The sequence below is a fragment of the Chitinibacter sp. GC72 genome, assembly GCF_009760905.1.
Taxonomy (GTDB): domain Bacteria; phylum Pseudomonadota; class Gammaproteobacteria; order Burkholderiales; family Chitinibacteraceae; genus Chitinibacter.
On the sequence record NZ_VIRW01000033.1, the window covers coordinates 1 to 18,744 of the forward strand.

Annotated in this window: 11 protein-coding genes and 2 pseudogenes; 11 read left to right on the top strand and 2 right to left on the bottom strand. The window is 54.6% G+C overall.

What is annotated here, in order from left to right:
• Nucleotides 1-161: transposase (locus FLS37_RS15995; RefSeq protein ID WP_198314570.1), on the top strand; the 161-nt coding region annotated here is incomplete at its 5' end.
• 327 nt (nt 162-488) lie between these two features.
• On the top strand, nt 489-1,019 hold the full coding sequence (locus FLS37_RS16000; protein ID WP_157670969.1) for a transposase: 531 nt from the start codon (nt 489-491) through the stop codon (nt 1,017-1,019).
• 728 nt (nt 1,020-1,747) lie between these two features.
• On the opposite strand, the gene FLS37_RS16005 is transcribed toward FLS37_RS16000, so the two are convergent.
• Entirely contained in the window at nt 1,748-2,554 is an 807-nt protein-coding gene (locus FLS37_RS16005; RefSeq protein ID WP_157670970.1) for a hypothetical protein, read from the bottom strand.
• A gap of 74 nt (nt 2,555-2,628) precedes the next feature.
• Nucleotides 2,629-5,433 (bottom strand): DNA polymerase I, encoded by a 2,805-nt coding sequence (gene polA / locus FLS37_RS16010; protein WP_157670971.1) that lies wholly within the window; start codon nt 5,431-5,433, stop codon nt 2,629-2,631.
• Between the two features lie 75 nt (nt 5,434-5,508).
• On the opposite strand from polA, the gene FLS37_RS16015 reads away from it, so the two are divergent.
• The 9 genes and pseudogenes from FLS37_RS16015 to FLS37_RS16050 all read left to right on the top strand — a co-directional run.
• Nucleotides 5,509-5,844: a DUF2782 domain-containing protein gene (locus tag FLS37_RS16015; protein ID WP_198314686.1), complete on the top strand. Its 336-nt coding sequence runs from the start codon at nt 5,509-5,511 to the stop codon at nt 5,842-5,844.
• Nucleotides 5,845-5,853: 9 nt separating this feature from the next.
• Nucleotides 5,854-6,804 carry a homoserine kinase gene (locus FLS37_RS16020; RefSeq protein ID WP_157670972.1) on the top strand — a complete coding sequence of 317 codons (951 nt, stop codon included), beginning with the start codon at nt 5,854-5,856 and terminating at the stop codon, nt 6,802-6,804.
• Between the two features lie 134 nt (nt 6,805-6,938).
• A pseudogene (locus tag FLS37_RS17185) lies at nt 6,939-7,067 on the top strand (AAA family ATPase); the annotation flags it as partial.
• A 552-nt stretch (nt 7,068-7,619) separates the two neighbouring features.
• Nucleotides 7,620-8,741, top strand: a pseudogene (locus FLS37_RS17190) (AAA family ATPase); the annotation flags it as partial.
• A gap of 345 nt (nt 8,742-9,086) precedes the next feature.
• Nucleotides 9,087-10,469: an FAD-binding oxidoreductase gene (locus tag FLS37_RS16030; protein WP_157670974.1), complete on the top strand. Its 1,383-nt coding sequence runs from the start codon at nt 9,087-9,089 to the stop codon at nt 10,467-10,469.
• A gap of 62 nt (nt 10,470-10,531) precedes the next feature.
• Entirely contained in the window at nt 10,532-12,718 is a 2,187-nt protein-coding gene (locus FLS37_RS16035) for a type I secretion system permease/ATPase (protein ID WP_157670975.1), read from the top strand.
• Complete coding sequence (locus tag FLS37_RS16040) at nt 12,715-14,154, top strand: HlyD family type I secretion periplasmic adaptor subunit (protein ID WP_232522647.1); 1,440 nt, start codon at nt 12,715-12,717, stop codon at nt 14,152-14,154. Before FLS37_RS16035 ends, FLS37_RS16040 begins: the two co-directional genes overlap by 4 nt.
• Nucleotides 14,151-14,744 (top strand): response regulator transcription factor, encoded by a 594-nt coding sequence (locus tag FLS37_RS16045; RefSeq protein WP_157670976.1) that lies wholly within the window; start codon nt 14,151-14,153, stop codon nt 14,742-14,744. The genes FLS37_RS16040 and FLS37_RS16045 overlap by 4 nt, the downstream gene beginning before the upstream one ends.
• Before the next feature lie 152 nt (nt 14,745-14,896).
• A partial coding sequence (locus FLS37_RS16050) for a retention module-containing protein (protein ID WP_157670977.1) occupies nt 14,897-18,744 on the top strand: 3,848 nt, incomplete at its 3' end.

Here is an 18,744-nt window from a genome sequence, read left to right on the forward strand (position 1 = left end):
GGCAATTTGGTGGTAGGACGAAAAACTTCACCGGTGAAGTTTTTTGGGCGCGCGGCTATTTTGTTTCGACGGTGGGTTTGGATGAAGCAATGGTCAGAGCCTATATCCGAAATCAAGAAAAGGAAGATGAGCGTTACGACCAGATGAAGCTGGGGTTGTGACTCGCCGCCTTGGGCGGCACTTGGTTTGTTGACGCCTTCGAGGCGTTCCTCTAATAAGCCCCCAGCTTTGCTGGGGGTCATTTAACTGGCCCTTATGGCAATACCTATCAATGTATGTGTTCTGTGAGCTACGCAGTCTGCAGCTATGAAAAGCAGCCATGATTGGCGGTGTAGTTGGGATAAACAAGCGGCAAGGAGGTAAGCGGCGGGCTCTGTTTTGTCAAAGCCCGCCGCCTTGCCGATTGTCCGCAGTGACGTAGGTCCCGATTAGCGAAGCGTAATCGGACGTATGCCATACTGAAATGTAGCGATCTATGAGTTCATCCAATGCCCAATTACCGACGAGCCTTTACTCCTGGTGGAACATGGTTTTTCACCGTTAATTTATTGCAACGGCGTGGTAATAATCTATTGGTGCGTGAAATTGATCTATTGCGCCAAATCGTGCACGACGTCAAACGAAAGTATCCATTTTGGATTGATGCATGGGTCGTATTGCCCGACCATTTGCATGCGGTTTTAACCTTGCCTGCAGGCGATAGCGATTTCAGTTTGCGTTGGCGTTTGATTAAAAGTGGTTTTTCTCGTGCCTTGCCTAAAACCGAGCGCATATCCGCTGTACGCGAAGCGGCAGGTGAGCGTGGAATTTGGCAAAGACATTATTGGGAGCATTTGATTCGGGATGAAGTTGATTTTCAGCGGCATGTTGATTATGTGCATGCCAACCCCTTGAAACATGGTTATGTATCTCGTGTGATTGATTGGCCATATTCAACGTTTCACCGCGCGGTAGCGGCAGGAATTTATCGATGTGATTGGTGTGGCGATGATGATTTGGTCGTAGCAGGTGCTGAATGAAACAGGCGTAGGGGCGATTAGCGTAGCGTAATCGCCCGTGGGATGTGTGGTGCACGAAGTCTCCGATTACGCTTCGCTAATCGGAGCTACGAGTTCTAACACCCCAAAGGAGCCCCCCGCCTGCGGCCCTCCGGGCTGCTAGCCTTAGGCCACGGTCTACGCTAAGGCAACAAGTTGCCAAGCTCCGCCACGCCTCAGTCGGTCGTGAGCCAAACGAAAAACTGTTTGTCTCACTCCACTTCCTCGGTGATGGGCGACAGGGGATTAAGCCCCAGATCAACGAGCGCAAATAAAATTGGCGTGGGGTATATCTACCAAATCCAATCAATAAAATGCCTTCATGGCTACACTGCGACACGTATGTGCATGAATCGTTGGTCTGCGCTAATTCCCCTACATCAGCGCCGAGCGAGGAACGGGCGGGGTTTCGGCGGGGCCTGTTTTGGTAAGCGCAGCCGCCGCCTCGATCCGTCCGCAGTCGAGGGAATCCCGCCCAGCGGGACGCAGATGTGGGGTCGCCTTCCTTTGCTTGCTTTCCTTGGCGAAGCAAGGAAAGTAAGTGCCGCGGCGCATAGCCGCCAATCCGTGGTGGATGACACATTGCAGGTAAAGAAAAACACCGTAGGGCGTGGTTAGCCGAAGGCGTAACCCGCCAATCAGGTTGTGAATCAACAAACATTGATCAGCGCGGGTCAAGACCCGCCCTACATGGCTACAGCGCTTACATATTAATTGGATAAAGCATAGATATGATTTACTGAGTCGATATCAAAAACAAGATAGGCCCCATTTTTTGTGTCATCTTTTGCGATTAGCTTTGAGCCTTTTCTATAGACAATTACAATTTTTTGACCGTCTATTGATTTTCCGTTGGAGAAGGTTATTTCTTCATCTTTTTTTAATTTTATTGTAAGGGTTTGAGGTTTGCCCCCCCCGATAATAGGACTAATATAGTTGAATGCCCCAATGGCTATTCCAAAAGAAGTTAATAGGGTTGGGAATATAAATTTAATTTTATCGTTTGAGACTCCAAACATTTCTGAAATATTATTGGCAAATGTTTCTCCAGGAAGAGGTTCTGAGTCTGTGTTGTTTAACCTGATGAAGAGTAGGTTCATAAAAAACAATCCGAACCACCATGTTGCCAAGTAGGCAAACCCTGAATTAAATCCACCAGCCATTGCAAAGCAAAAAAATAATGCGACTGGGAAATAATACCAAACGTAACACACAAAAGTGACATGCGCTCGTAAAGCAACTCTGATCCAGCAAACCTTTTCATTTGGATAGAATTTTTTGAAAAAATCTTTTGACTCTTTCCATGGTTTGTGTTTTTCGATTGCAAGAAGGGTTAAAATCATCCATATAATTAATATGGATGTCATTGTTCCAAGATATATCGATTCAGTTTCTATTGTTGCGGTGTCTACAATTGCAGGTATATTCTTGATGCTTTCATGAAGTCGACGAGCAAGGGTTCCGATTAGAAGGCCGCCGAATGCAATTGATGCAAAGTTTTTTAGATTTTCAAACATGTTCTTTTGTTTGGCCTCTATTAAGTGCTACCGGAATGAGTCGCGAAGAGTTTTTATGTAAATAAATGAAAAGATCAATGCGCCTCTTCCCAATTCTCCCCAACCCCCACTTCCGCCAACAACGGCACTTTCAGCGTCGCCACATTGCCCATAATCTCCGGCAATTTGGCTTTCACCAATTCCAATTCGGCCTCAGGCACTTCCAGAATCAACTCATCATGCACCTGCAACAGCAGGCGGCTGTTCAACTGCTCAGCAATCAACCAATTATTCACCGCCACCATCGCCAATTTAATCAAATCCGCTGCCGTGCCCTGCATCGGCGCATTGATCGCTGCGCGCTCGGCACCGGCACGCTGCGCGCCGTTGGATGATTTGATCGCCGGCAGCCACAGGCGGCGGCCGAACACGGTTTCGACGTAGCCCGCGTCACGCGCGGCGGCGCGGGTGACTTCCATGTATTCGGCGACGCCAGGGAAGCGATTGAAGTAGCGTTCGATAAAAGTTTTCGCCGCTTCGCGGGTGATTTCGAGCTGGGCGGCGAGGCCAAACGCACTCATGCCGTAGATCAGGCCGAAGTTGATGCTCTTGGCGTAGCGGCGCTGCTCGCTGCTCACTTCATCCAGACTCACGCCAAACACTTCGGCGGCGGTGGCCTTGTGAATGTCCAGCCCCTGCTCAAAGGCGCGGATCAGAGCGGCGTCGCCAGATAGATGCGCCATGATGCGCAGCTCGATCTGCGAGTAATCGGCCGACACAATTTTGCTGCCGGCGGGCGCGATAAAGGCTTCGCGGATTTTGCGGCCCTCGGGCGTGCGTACCGGGATGTTTTGCAGATTGGGCTCGGTTGAGCTCAGGCGCCCGGTGACGGCGACGGTCTGGTTGAAGTTGGTGTGGACGCGGCCGGTGACGGCGTTGATCATCAGCGGCAGCTTGTCGGTGTAGGTGGATTTCAGTTTACTCAGGCTGCGGTGTTCGAGCAGCACTTTCGGCAGCGGGTAGTCTTTCGCCAATTCGCTGAGCACTTCTTCGTCGGTCGACGGTGCGCCTTTCGGCGTTTTTTTGATCACCGGCAGTTTGAGTTTGTCGAAGAAGATTTCGCCCAGTTGCTTGGGCGAGCCAAGGTTAAACGGCTGGCCCGCCAGCTCGTACGCTTGCTGCTCCAGTGCTATCAGACGCAGGCCGATGTCGTGGCTTTGCTGTTTGAGTTTGCCCGCATCGACTAGAAAACCGTTGCGCTCCATCACATACAGCACGTCACGCGACGGCATTTCGATATTGCGATAGACATGGTACAGACCCGTCTGTGCCTGCAAACGTGGTAATAGGGTATTGGCCAGGCGGCCAGTAATATCGGCGTCTTCAGCTGCATACCGTGTGGCAGTATCCAGATCAACTTCGGCAAAGCCAATTTGCTTGGCGCCTTTGCCGCAAATGTCTTCGTATTTAATTGTCGTTTCGCCCAGCTCGCGCGCGGCCTGGTCGTCCATATTGTGCTTTTCGTGGCTGGCCAGTACATACGACATCAGCAGCGTATCGTCGGCGATCCCCGCCAGATTGATGCCGATATTCGCCAAAACGTGCTGATCGTATTTCAGATTTTGGCCAACTTTTTTATGGTCGGCGGATTCAAGCCACGGCTTCAGTTGCGCGATGGTGGCGTCGAACGGCAATTGTTCGGGCGTGTCGGCGCCGTGATGCGCCAGCGGCAGGTAGGCGGCTTCGCCAGCCTGTACCGAGAATGACATACCGACGATGCGTGCCTGCATCGAGTCGAGGCTATCGGTTTCGGTGTCGAATGCAGTCATGCTTGCGGCGGTGATTTTGGCCAGCCATTTGGCGAGTAATTCGGGCGTGGTAATGCATTCGTAATGGCGCTCGACTGGTGCTGCGGGCGTACCGGGAGCGGGATTGTCTTGGGGTATTGCCTCGGGGGCATTGTCTGTAAATAGGTCTGCGGTCATACCTGCTGATGTATTTGGTGCCGCAGGCGCTGCGCTTTGGCCGCTCTGGCTTGCCACCTTGTTTTCCATCTCGCGCATCCAGGTGCGGAAATTAAAGCGGGTAAACAGGCTGAGTAGCGTTGCGCTGTCCTCCATTTTGGGTGCCAGATCGGTAAGGCCATTCGGTAATTCGGCGCTCAAATCCACATCGCACTTGATCGTGACCAGCTCTTTGGCCGTCGGCAGCCACGCGAGCGAATCGCGCAGATTTTGCCCGACCACGCCTTTGATGCTGTCGGCGTTGGCGACCAGATTATCGAGGCTGCCGTATTCGGCCAGCCATTTGGCGGCGGTTTTCGGGCCGCATTTCGGCACGCCCGGCACGTTATCCACCGTATCGCCGATCAGCGCGAGGTAATCCACAATCTGCTCGGGCCAGACGTTGAATTTGGCAAATACACCATCACGGTCGAGCACTTCTTCGGTCATGCTGTTTTCAATGCGCGCGTGCTCGTCCACCAGCTGCGACATGTCTTTATCGCCAGTCGACATAATCGTCGTGATGCCTTGCGCGGAGGCTTGCCGCGCCAGCGTGCCGATCACGTCGTCGGCCTCGACGCCTTCAATCATCAGAATAGGGATGCCAAACGCGGCCACGGCGGCATGAATCGGCTCGATTTGCACGCGCAATTCGTCCGGCATTGGCGGGCGCTGGGCTTTGTATTGCGGGTAAATGTCGTCGCGGAAGGTTTTACCTTTGGCATCGAACACGCACGCGATATAATCGGCGTGAGTTTGCACTCGCAGCTTTTTAAGCATGTTCACAAAGCCAAATAGCGCGTTGCTCGGCGTGCCGTCGGGGGCGGAAAGCTCTCGAATGGCATGAAAAGCGCGGTAGAGATACGAAGATCCGTCGATTAAAAGCAGCGTCGCCATGCGGGAGTTCTCTATACTGTGATTGGGTGTGCCGCCCATTATAAACGAGCTATTCACATCTTAAGGGAGCGAACCATGCGAACCGGAATCATGAGAAATGTGCTGATTGCTGTATTGCTCGGGGCGCTGGCCGCTCCGACATTTGCCGAAGTGGTTGCTGACCAGCCGCCACCCATGCCAACCGAAGACACCCCTACCGAGGTTGAGTCCGGCCCTGAAGTTCGCATTATCGAAAAAGACGATGCGACATTTGCCGAATACCGACTGCGCGGCAAGCTGTACCAAATAAAAGTAACGCCAAAAGTGGGCAAGCCCTATTACCTGATTGACCCGACCGGCAAAGGCGAATTTATGCGCCGCGATATGACCGACAATATCGCCGTCCCAACGTGGGTCTTGCTGGAATTTTGAGATAATTGAATGTCTGTTTTTACAACTGTTAGCCGCGAAGATTTAACCCCGTTCCTGAAGCGCTATTCGCTGGGTCAGCTGGTCGAGATCAAGGGGATTGCCGCGGGGGTCACCAATACCAATTACTTTGTCACCACGACTCATGGCAAGTATGTCCTGACCCTGTTTGAAACTTTGCGCGCCGACGAGCTGCCGTACTACGTGAATCTAATGGTGCATCTGGGCCAGCACGGCATTGCGATTGCGGCACCGATTGCCAATCTGAATGGCGACTATGTCGATGAGCTCAATGGCAAGCCGACCTTGTTGGTGCCTTGCCTGCCCGGCGCGGTGACCGACAGCCCGAACGCGGTGCAATGCGCGCAGGTCGGCGAAATGCTGGCGCAAATGCATCTGGCAGCCGCCACTTACAGCGGCCAGATGGCCAATCCGCGCGGCCCGCAATGGTGGTCTGCCACCGCGCACGAGATGTATCCGTTTATGAATGAGGCCGACGCCGCGCTGCTGCACGCCGAAGTGCAATTGCAATCGCAGCATAAGTTCGATCAATTCCAGATGAATCTACCAACCGGCGTCATCCACGCCGATCTGTTCCGCGACAATGCCTTGATGAATGGCGACCAGGTTGGTGGGTTTATCGATTTTTACTACGCCTGCAACGATATTCTGCTCTACGACCTGGCCATTACGCTCAACGATTGGTGTGTGCTGGAGAATGGCGATATTGATGCCGAGCGCGCCCGCGCGATGCTGGCGGGGTATCAATCGGTACGCCCATTAACGGCAGATGAAGTGGCCGACTGGCCGATTATGCTGCGCGCCGCCGCGTTGCGGTTCTGGGTGTCGCGACTGCTCGATTTCTATAAACCGGCGGCAGGCGAAATGACTTTTGCCAAAGACCCCGGCCATTTCCTGCGCGTTATCGAGCATCACCAGCGGCGTACGGATTTCTGGCTCTAACTCGATTGAATTCTTGGGTATGTGTTGTTAGCTTATATTTTTCAAGACTTGCTTATGTATACTCGGGTAGAGTATTTTATTGCAATAGGCTGATTTGTCTATTTTCAATCAACCCGTGAGTGGAGAGTCCAACAGTGCGCTTGTTACATTATCTTGAGATCGAAAACTTCAAGCGTTTTGGTGACAAGCAGCGCATTGAACTGGATCACCCTGCCGTTCTGATTGGGCCTAATAACTGTGGCAAGACGAGTGCTATTCAAGCGCTGGCTTTGTGGTCGCAAGCCGTGCGCACTTGGTATGACGCCCGCAAAGATTCTTCTGCTAAAGAGCGTACCGCGACATCGATCAACCGCTTGAATATCGTGGCGGTTCCCGTCCAGCGCACGCGTTTTTTTTGGCATAACACTCAGGTGCGCACAGGTAGCAAAAATATTGAAATGGTGATCACCGTTGGGGTGGCATACCGTGATCAGGTTGTACCGCTGGCGATGCGTTTTCGTAACCAGGGCGATGAATTGGTGTATTGCACGCCCGACCCCGATCTTGTTGCTGATATTGATGTCTTGCGTCATGCCGCAGGCGTCAAAGTTGAATTGCTCTACCCCATGTCGGGGCTGGAAACCGAAGAGCCGCTGTTGCAACCGGGGCGGATTGATGTGTTGCTCGGTCAGGGGCAGACGGCGCAGGTATTGCGGAATCTGTGTTTGGTCGTTATCAGGGAGTCTATTGAGGACTGGAAACGCATTGCTAATTTGATGAAGCGACTATTCAATGTCGAGTTATCTGATCCTAAGGAAACTACGCGCGGTAGCATTGAGCTGCAATATCGTCAGCCGGGCGTGAAAGAAACGCTGGATATTTCGTCGTCAGGGCGGGGTTTTCAGCAAATGCTGCTCATTTTTGCCTATCTCTATTCCCATAAGGGGAGCGTACTGCTGGTGGATGAGCCTGATGCGCATTTGGAAATTCTGAGGCAAAAGCAGGTGTATGTACTGCTGAGGGATATTGCCAGTGAAAACCGGTCACAAGTCGTGATGGTGACGCATTCGGAAGTGATTTTGGACGAGGCATTAGATAATAATTTGACGTTGTTGCTGGACGGCCGTGCCGATGATTTGGCAAACAAGCAGGATATTCGCAACAGTCTCAAACATTTTGGTGCCGAGCATTATGTGAAAGCGCGTGAACGTGGTTACGTGCTGTATGTTGAAGGTGGTACCGATGTTGATATGTTGCGTGCTTTGGCAGAGCGCTTGAACCACCCTGTCGGACAAATATGGGATGAGCGCATTAATTCGTTTTATGTACAAAACAATTATCCTGATCAGGACGTGGATGCTGAATTGGAACGAGTTGAAGGCGGTTTTGGTGTGACACCGCAGCAGCACTTCAATGGTTTGCGTAATTTGTTGCCGCAACTCAAAGGTTTGGCGATTTTGGATAATGATGGACGGAATCGCAAAGGAACACAAAACGGGCATTTCAGGATCAGCTACTGGAAACGTTATGAAGCTGAAAACTATTTCATTACGCCAGACGTACTACGCGCCTATGCTTGTGCTCATTATCAGGATTTAGAGTTGTTTGATGGCTTTCGGCTGGAGATTGATGCGACACTGGATAACTTGATTCTAGAGCTGGTCTTCGATAATTTGGCACCAGATTTTCAAGCTTGGAAACAAGCTGCACCAGAGGTGGCGCGAGTACTTTGGGAGGCTAAAACTGAACGGCGAAAACTGAGCACATTTGCTGAGGAGTTTTTCCGTAGGTTAGCACAGCAACTTAGCGGTCAGATGTTGCTAAAAAAAGGGGAGTTGCATCGCCTGATGGAATATGTAAATCCCAGTACAATTTCTCAGGAAGTAGTTGAAAAGCTCGATTTATTAGAGAGTCTTTTTTCGACTTCTATTGAAGCTGGTGTCGCTGGCATAAAGTGACCATCAGGTTCTGGCTGCCTAGATTCATCGTAAGTATTTAAAGACTAAAAATTCTCACGTTTAGTTGCTTCGCCTTGTCGCACGTCTTCAGTTTTATGCCTTGCGTGACTATTGATCAATTATTTCAATTACAGTTGAATTAACTCTTATTCTTATGTTCATAAGATCTATAAGTAATTTCGTGCAACTGATTGGAAAAGCTTCGAACCGGTGTCGTGGCAAAGCCAGTTACCAAGCGCCTTCTACGCAGGAGGTAGTTGAGACTTTCCAATTGGTTATGCACCACTACTTAGCTTGCATAATTTGCCACTCAACTCATTTCCGTTTGAGAGACCGAAGCTCACAATGATGTTCTTAGCGCAGTTGCGTGAATGGCAGGCGTCGCATGCCATCCTGTTTGGCGCCGATACGGCGCCTTATTGTTTGGATCAGCGCCGCCGTTATCAAGGTCAGGCCATCGCCGTGGCACGCCCGGCAAATACCGAACAGGTGCAGCAGCTGGTGCGCCTGTGCGCTGAACATCAGGTGGCCATTGTGCCGCAAGGCGGCAACACCAGCTTGTGCGGCGCGGCCACGCCACTCAATGAAGGCCTGTCGCTGATTGTCTCGCTGGAGCGCATGAAAGATATTATTCAGGTCGATGCCGATAACAACACCATGACCGTGCAGGCTGGTGTAACGCTCTTGCAGGTGCAGCAGGCGGCACTGGCGGCCAACCGATTATTTCCGGCCAACTGGGCCGCAGCGGCCAGCTGCCAGATCGGCGGCGCGCTGGCGACCAATGCCGGTGGCGTGAATGTGCTGCGCTACGGCAATATGCGCGAGCTCACATTGGGGCTGGAAGTGGTATTGGCCAGCGGCGATGTGTGGGATGGCTTGCGCGGCTTGCGCAAAGACAATACCGGCTACGATCTGAAGCAATTGTTTGTGGGCTCGGAGGGCACGCTGGGGCTGATTACCCAGGCCGTATTACGGCTGTATCCGCTACCCACGGCGCATGCTACCGCACTGGTGGCGCTGGATAATCCGGCGGCGGCGGTGGAGTTGCTGCGCGGCTTGCAGGCCGAGGTGGGCGATAGGGTCACGTCGTTCGAGCTGATTTCTGCACCTTGTCTGGACTTGCTGAAAAAACATTTCCCCCGGCTGGCGCAGCCTTTCGATGCAAGCCCTGTCTGGTGCGTGCTGATTGAATTATCCGATGGCGGCGATTCGGCTGCGCTGACGGACAGGCTGGCCGAATATCTGTTTGCACACGGCTGCATGGATGCCTATGTAGCGCAGACGCTGGGCGAGGCGGCGGATTTCTGGGCGTTGCGCGAGTCGATTCCTGAAGCGCAGAGAATTGACGGTGTCAGCATCAAGCACGATATCAGCTTGCCCATTGGTGCAATACCTGACTTTCTGAAAGTATGCGATGCTGAGATGCTATCGGCATTTCCCGGCGCGCAAATTGTGGCTTTTGGCCATCTGGGCGACGGCAATCTGCATTACAACCTGTTTCTGGCCGATAAAACGGCAGCAGTGTATGCGCATGAACACGCGGTCAACGAGGTGGTTTACCGTAATGTCGCTGCGCGCAATGGCAGCATCAGCGCCGAGCATGGCATCGGCCAGCTCAAACGTGACACACTGCAGCAGACACGCTCCAGCCTCGAACTGGGTTTGATGCGCCACATTAAGGCGGCCTTGGACCCTGCAGGCTTATTCAATCCGGGCAAAGTGTTGTAGATTTAATTCGGGCTAGCCATTTGGGCTGGCCAATGGGCTTATCTTATTGTTCAAGGCATGTCATGACGCAATCGAGCACGAATAGTAGCAACCATGAGTTCGGCTGGCACGTTTCGGAAAGTCAGGCTCATTTTGACCCTTTGCTCGATTGTCTGGTTGAACTGACGCGTTTGCACGGCGAGCCCTGGACTGCACAGGCGCTGGCTGCGGGTTTGCCGCTAGTGGAAAACCGCCTTACGCCATCATTGCTACCTCGCGCGGCGTCACGCGCAGGGCTATCGGCCCGGGTTTTGCGGCAGGGCCTGAATGAAATTCCAGAGCGCCTGTATCCGACGATTATTCTGCTGCATGACCAGCGTGCCTGCGTGCTGCTGGAAAAACTGCCCGACGGGCGCTTTCGTGTACGGATGCCTGAAACCGCCGAGGCGGTTGAAGTCTTTAGTGACGCCGAGCTGGCGGCGCAATATTCCGGCATTGCCATCATTGTGCGGCCGCGTTTCCGCTTTGATCTGCGCACGCCCGAGCTGGGCCAGATTCGCGAGCGCCACTGGTTCTGGGGCGCGATGTACGACAATTGGCGGATCTACCGCGATGCCTTGATCGCCGCTTTGCTGATCAATATTTTCGCGCTGGCAATGCCGCTGTTCTCGATGAATGTGTACGACCGGGTGGTGCCCAATCATGCGATCGAAACGCTATGGGTGCTGGCGCTGGGTGCAGGGCTGATACTGGGGTTTGATTTTGTGCTGCGCACCGCGCGCGGCTACATCCTTGATGTGGCGTCCAAGCGGATTGATATTTCGCTGTCAGCCTTGATTATGGAGCGCGTACTGGGTGTGAAAATGAGCGCCAAGCCCGCTTCGGTAGGCTCGTTCACCGCCAATTTGCGCGCCTTTGAGTCGGTGCGTGACTTTATCGCCTCGGCGTCGATCACCACCTTGGTCGATCTGCCTTTTGTACTGATTTTCTTTCTGGTGCTGATCTGGATTTCTCCGTGGCTGGTGCTGCCGCCGCTGATCGGGGCGCTGCTGATTGTCGGTTTTTCATGGCTGGCGCAGGCCAAGATGAACCAGATGGTCGAGCTAACGCAGCGCGCCGCTGCCCAGCGCAATGCGACGCTGGTTGAAAGCATGGTGGGGCTGGAAACCATCAAGATCATGAGCGCCGAAGGCGAGATGCAGCGCCGCTATGAGCGGGCTACGCGCTTTCTGGCGCAAATCGGTGGTCGCCTGAAGTTGCTTTCGACCACGACGGTGAACTTTGCGCAAGCCATCGCTCAGCTGGTGTCGATTGTCATTGTGATTGTCGGCGTGTATCTGCTGGTTGAGGGCAAAATTACCATGGGTGGCATTATCGCCGCATCCATGCTGGCGGGGCGGGCGATGGCGCCGCTGGGGCAGGTGGCCGGTTTGCTGATGCAATACCAGAATGCCAAAACCTCGCTCGGTGCAGTGGAAAGCCATATGCAGATGCCGATTGAGCGTCCGGCCAATAGCTCGTTTTTGCATCGTGATAGCTTCCGTGGCGAAATCGAATTTCGCAATGTCACTTTCCGCTACCCGGATCGCGATGATATCGCGCTGAAAAATGTCAGCTTCAAAATGCAAGCAGGCGAAAAAGTGGGCGTGATTGGCCGGGTTGGTTCGGGCAAAACCACGATAGAAAAACTGATTTTGGGACTGTATCAGCCGGAAGAGGGCGCGGTGCTTATCGATGGGATCGATACCCGCCAGATAGACCCGGCCGAGCTGCGTCGCGCCATCGGTTTTGTACCGCAAGATCCGCTGCTGTTTTTTGGTACGCTCAAGCAAAATATCGCGCTGGGCAATGCCTCGGCTGACGACGCGCAAGTGCTTGCGGCGGCCGAGCTGGCCGGGATTGCCGAGTTCGTTAATGCCAATCCGCGTGGCTTTGATATGCAGATTGGCGAGCGGGGCGATTCATTATCGGGTGGCCAGCGGCAAGCCGTGTCGATTGCCCGTGCCGTCTTGAACGATCCGCCCATGCTGATTCTGGACGAGCCCAGCAGCGCGATGGACCACCAAAGCGAAGAGCGCCTCAAGCAGCGTTTGCGCACCTATCTGGCGGGCAAATCCATGTTGCTGGTGACGCATCGCACGTCCTTGCTCGAGCTGGTTGACCGCCTGATCGTGATTGATCAGGGACAAGTGATGGCTGACGGGCCGAAAGCACAAGTGGTTGAGGCTCTGCAGCAAGGCAGGATCGGCAAAGCCGGAGGGGCGGCATGATGAAGGACGCAAACACGATGCCGACGCAGGCCAAACCGAATATCTTCAAACGCATCTGGAGCAAAATCAGCAATCGCAGCGATATGTTGTTTGACCGCTATATCTTTTTTGCCGAAGAAAAAGACCTGATCGACGATAGCGACTATATCGCTGATGCCAACCACACCATCGTCGAGCAAAGCCCGCATGGCGCCCGCGTGTTGATCCGGGTGTCAGCGCTGGCGATTTTTGTGCTGATTCTATGGGCGGCATTTGCCGAGCTGGATGAAGTAACCAAGGGCGAGGGTAAAGTGATTCCTTCGCGTGAATTACAGGTGATTCAGAGTCTGGATGGTGGCAGCGTGCAGGAGATTCTGGTGCGCGAAGGTCAGCAGGTGAAAAAAGGCCAGCTGCTGCTCAAGATCGATTCAACGCGCTTTGTTTCTACCCTGAAAGAAAGCCGGGCGCAATACCTGTCGCTGAAAGCCAAGGCTGCACGACTCGATGCGTTGGCCAATGGCAAGCCTTTTACCATGCCCGACGAGGTGCTGACCGAAGCGCCCGAAATCGCCAATCAGGAACAAATGCTCTACGAGTCCAAGCGCTCCGAGCTCGATGCCAGCCTGGGCGTAGCGCGCCAGCAAATGAATCAGCGCACACAGGAGCTCAACGAAATCCGTACCCGTCGCGAGCAAGCATCGCAAGGCTATGAGCTGACCAAGAAAGAGCTCGACGCAACACGGCCCTTGCTGAAAAGCGGCGCTGTATCCGATGTTGAAGTCTTGCGTCTTGAGCGCGATGTATCGCGCTACCGTGGCGAGCGTGATAGCGCCAGTGCACAGATTCCACGTGTGCAGGCTTCGATTTCCGAAGCCAGCCGCAAAATGCAGGAAGTCGAGCTGATCTTTCGCAATCAGGCCCGCACCGAGCTGGCCGAAACCAGCGGCAAGCTGAGCTCGATTTCGGAAGGCAATGTAGGGCTGGCTGATCGCGTCAAGCAATCGGAAATCCGCTCGCCAATGGATGGCACGGTCAAGCAGCTGTTCGCCAATACGGTGGGCGGCGTGGTGCAGCCGGGCAAAGACATTATCGAAATCGTGCCATCGGGTGAGAGCCTGATGCTGGAAGTGAGAATCCAGCCGCGCGATATTGCCTTTTTGCGCCCCAAACAGCAGGCCACCGTCAAGTTCACTGCGTATGACTTCTCGATTTATGGCGGTCTGGCTGCAGAAGTGGTGCAAATCGGTGCCGACACGGTCAAGGATGAAAAAGGCAATGTGTTCTACCTGATCCGGGTACGCACGACCGAGGGCTTTCTGAAAAAAGACGGCAAACGCCTGCCGATTATTCCGGGCATGATTGCCGAAGTGGATGTGCTGACCGGCAAGAAAACTGTGTTGTCCTATTTGCTAAAACCAGTGTTGCGCGCTAAATCCAGCGCATTGAGCGAACGATGAGCCGAACTCTTTATTTGATCAGTGATGATCCGGTCTTGCTGGCGCACTGGCAGCAAAGCCTGGCGTTGTATCCGCTGCAACAGGCGGGTGCAGCGCCTTTGCCCGCCGGGGCGACACTGATTGTTGACGCCGCCTGCAGCGGCGAGATGGCCTGGCAGCGGCTGGTCGAGCAAGGCAAGGTACAGCTGCATGCGGTCTTGCTCGCCAGCTCGACGCCCAATGACGAAGAGGGTTATCGGGCTCTGCAGCTGGGTTTTAGCGGCTATTGCCATGCTTATGCACCCGCACCATTGCTTGAGCAGATTGTCGAGGTGATCCAGGCTGGCGAAATCTGGGCCGGACGTTCGCTGGTGCAGCGTCTGGTGAGTGCCGTCAACCGTTTGCCGGCACAATCGAGCAGCCTGCAAGGCTTGTCCGAGCGCGAAACCCAGGTGGCACAGCTGACAGCCAAAGGCCTGAGCAATAAGGAAATCGCCCGTCAACTCGACATCACCGAGCGCACGGTCAAGGCGCATTTATCGCTGATTTTTGAAAAGCTCAAGGTCAGTGATCGTGTCCAGCTGGTGCTGCGGGTGAACGGGCTGGGCTAGTCGCTTTTTTCTCGCCATTTTTCGGCAAAATTCCCTTTTCTGATCAACCGCTTATCCGTCTTCCGGGCTGACTGTACTTTGGTACAGTCGCCAGATCCATGCCAGTGCCGTAAATTCCATCATTAGGAAAATCTAATTCTGGAGCATGCGTCATGGCCGAAACAATCATCAGCAGCAACAATAAAGCACCCCAACAAATCGTTGTTGTCGAAGGCGAAGCGTTTATCCGCGATGCCAGCGGCAAAGTGACCCCTGTCGTGGCGGGTGATCAGCTGAAGGAAGGCCAGGTGATTTTTACTTCGGCCACCGGCCATGTGACGCTGCTGCTGCCTAACGGCCAGGTGATCGAGCTGGGCGCAGACCGCAATCTCTTGCTGGATGGCGATTTGGCCGCCACTCAGCCCACAGACGCGACCGAAGCCAAAGTCGCCAATACCGATGCCAGCGCAGACCAGATCATCAATGCACTGAATCAGGGTAAAGATCTTTCCGAAGAACTCGAAGCCACCGCAGCGGGTCTGAATGGCGCGGGTGGCGAGGGCGAGGGCAGCGGCTTTGTCCGTTTGCTGCGGATTGTGGAACAGGTTGATCCGATTAGCTTCGAATTTGCGACCGCTCTGCCTCCCGCTGAACCAATTGCGCCTGTTGCGGCCAGCAGCGAAGCCCAGCCTGAAGTGCCAGCAGAGAACCGCAATCCGGATTTTGTCGACGCCAATAACAACCCGCTGGTTAACGATCTGAGCGTCAGCACGCCGGAAGATACGCCGGTGAGCGGCCAGCTCACCGCCCGCGATCCGGACGGTGACACGCTGAGCTACGGTAAAGTAAGCGATCCGCGAAACGGTAGCGTCACCGTGCAAGCCGATGGCAGCTGGACTTACACGCCTAATCCCGATTACAACGGCCCAGATAGCTTCCAGGTCATCGTGACCGACGGCAAAGGCGGCACTGATACGCTGACCGTGAATGTTGGCGTTACGCCAGTGAACGACGTACCAGACGCGATCAACGACACCGCCAGCACCTTGATCAATACCCCCGTACAGAATATCAACGTACTCGGCAACGACAAAGACGTTGACGGCGATACCCTCACTGTAACCAGCGCCAACCTGCAAGATCCAAGCAAAGGCTCGGTCACGGTAAACCCGGACGGCACGCTCAATTTCATCCCCGCAACCAATGTGCTGGGCCCGGTGGTGATCACCTACACCATCAGCGATGGCAAGGGCGGCACTGATACTGCCCAGCTCACCGTCAATGTGGGCGACGTACCGACACCGCCGATTGCCAACATCGAAGTGGGTCAGCCTGGCCCGCAAGACGACAGTGTCGTAGAAGGCAATGCACTGGTCTACAACGTCACACTGAGCACCGCAAGCCCGAAAGCCGAAAGCTATAGCTTTGTACTGGGCGGCGGCAGCGCAGCCGAAGCCGATATCGATCGTACTAATCTGACGTTCAGCAACGGCGTTACCTACGACGCCGCCACTGGCAAAATCACCGTGCCAGCGGGTGTCACCAGCTTTAGCGTCACCCTGCCAACAGTGGACGACACACTGATCGAAAGCGCGGAAACCGTACCATTGAGCATCGGCGGTGTAACTGCAAACGGCAGCATCGCCGACAATGACAGCGCCAGCCTGAGCATCACGCCTGATCTGGGCAACGCCAGCGTGTCGGAAGGCAGCGCCGCCGTCTTCACGCTGACACTGAGCAACCCATCGGCGACGCCAACTGAAGTAACGCTCAATTTACTCACTGGCGGTAACAATACGGCGTCTGCAGCCGATGTCGGTGCGCTTGAATACTTTAATGGCAGCAGCTGGGCGCCGGTCGTAGACGGCAAAGTAACTCTGCCAGCCAATGAAACCAGTCTGCAGATCCGTGTCCCTACCGTGCAAGATCGCGTGTATGAAGGCAAAGAAACCTTCCAGTTGCAAGCCACAGTAAATGGGCAAACTGCGACTGGTAACGGCAGCATCATTGACGACGCAACAGGTACGGTGCCACCAGGCCAGCCTGGCCTGCCCGACAATGACCAACCGAAAGTTAGCATTACCGGCGTCACCCCAGGCAACGAGCAGGACTCGGTGGGCGTTGTGTACAGCTTGAAACTTGATCACGCCAGCACGACAACGACCCAGGTTGCCATCGAGCTCAAAAATGGAACCGCAACACTAGGTAGCGATACTGCGGCCGTTGAAGTGAGTTTTGACGGTGGAGCAACGTATATCCCGGTAAGCGGCAGCAATATCGATGTTCCGGCCAATACCACCGATTTCCAGATCCGCATCGCCGTAGTTGATGATGCCGTGATCGAAGGCACCGAAAATATCACGCTGGCAGCGAAGAGCCAATACGACACCGCTTTCACCGCCGCCGTAAGCGGTGACATCCTTGACAACGACAACAACGTTGCGCCATCAAGCCTGACAATCAATCCGGCCTTGGGTAATGATAGCGTGTCAGAAGGTAGTGGTGCCGTCTTCACGCTGACAATGAGTAATCCTGCTGCGACACCGACCGAAGTGAGTCTGAATGTGCTCACAGGTGGTAGTAATACGGCTGTTGCTGGTGACGTGGGCGCACTCGAATACTTCAACGGCACCAGCTGGGTGGCTGTTGCGGGCGGTAAAGTCACTATTGCGGCCAATACGACGAGTCTGCAGGTCCGTGTACCAACCACGCAAGATGGCGTGTATGAAGGCAAAGAAACCTTCCAGCTACAAGCGATCATCAATGGACAGACCGTGACTGGCAATGGCAGCATTATTGACAATGGTAGCGGCAAGGTCCCACCTGGCCAACCCGGCCTGCCGGACAACGATCAGCCTCACGTGCAAAGCATCGAACAGGTACCGGGCAGCGGCAAGGAAACCGGCCCTGTCGCCGTCGACTTCGCCATCACGCTCGACCATGCCAGCAGCACCCCGACGCAAGTCACGCTGGACCTGCAAGGGATCAGCGCCACACTGGGCAGCGACACTGGACTGGTGCAAGTCGACTTTGGTGACGGCAATGGGTATCAGTCTGTGGTCGGCAACAGCATTAGCGTGCCAGCCAATACCACCGGCTTCACCGTCCGTGTTGCGGTCGTTGACGACGCCCTGGTTGAAGGCAGCGAAACCCTCAGCCTGAACGCCAGAACCGAATACGAAAGCACTGGTAAAACCGGCATCGGCAGCATTGAAGACAACGACAGCCAAGGCATCACCATTGTCGGTGGTGGCAACGGCACCGGCACGGGCGACACGGTCGTGTTTGAGGGCACCGCCGCCGTCTTCACCATCCAACTGGACGCCGCCTCGGCCAGCGACACCACGGTCAGCCTCACGCTGACCACCGCGGGTGGCACCGGCCAGGCCGCCGCCGGCGACGTTGACGCACTCGAATACTTCAACGGCAGCAACTGGGTTGCCGTCGTCGGCGGTCAGGTCACCATCAAAGCCGGCGACACCAGCGTCCAGGTGCGCGTACCGACCACGCAGGACAGCGTCTATGAAGGCGCAGAAAACTTCAGCCTCAAAGCCGACGTCGCTGGTGTGGGCAGCGCCACCGGTGTGGGCACGATTGTGGACGACGGCCGTACCGGCCCGAACCCACCGATTGGCCTGCCGGACAACGATCAGCCTCACGTGCAAAGCATCGAACAGGTACCGGGCAGCGGCAAGGAAACCGGCCCTGTCGCCGTCGACTTCGCCATCACGCTCGACCATGCCAGCAGCACCCCGACGCAAGTCACGCTGGACCTGCAAGGGATCAGCGCCACACTGGGCAGCGACACTGGACTGGTGCAAGTCGACTTTGGTGACGGCAATGGGTATCAGTCTGTGGTCGGCAACAGCATTAGCGTGCCAGCCAATACCACCGGCTTCACCGTCCGTGTTGCGGTCGTTGACGACGCCCTGGTTGAAGGCAGCGAAACCCTCAGCCTGAACGCCAGAACCGAATATGAAAGCACCGGTAAAACCGGCATCGGCAGCATTGAAGACAACGA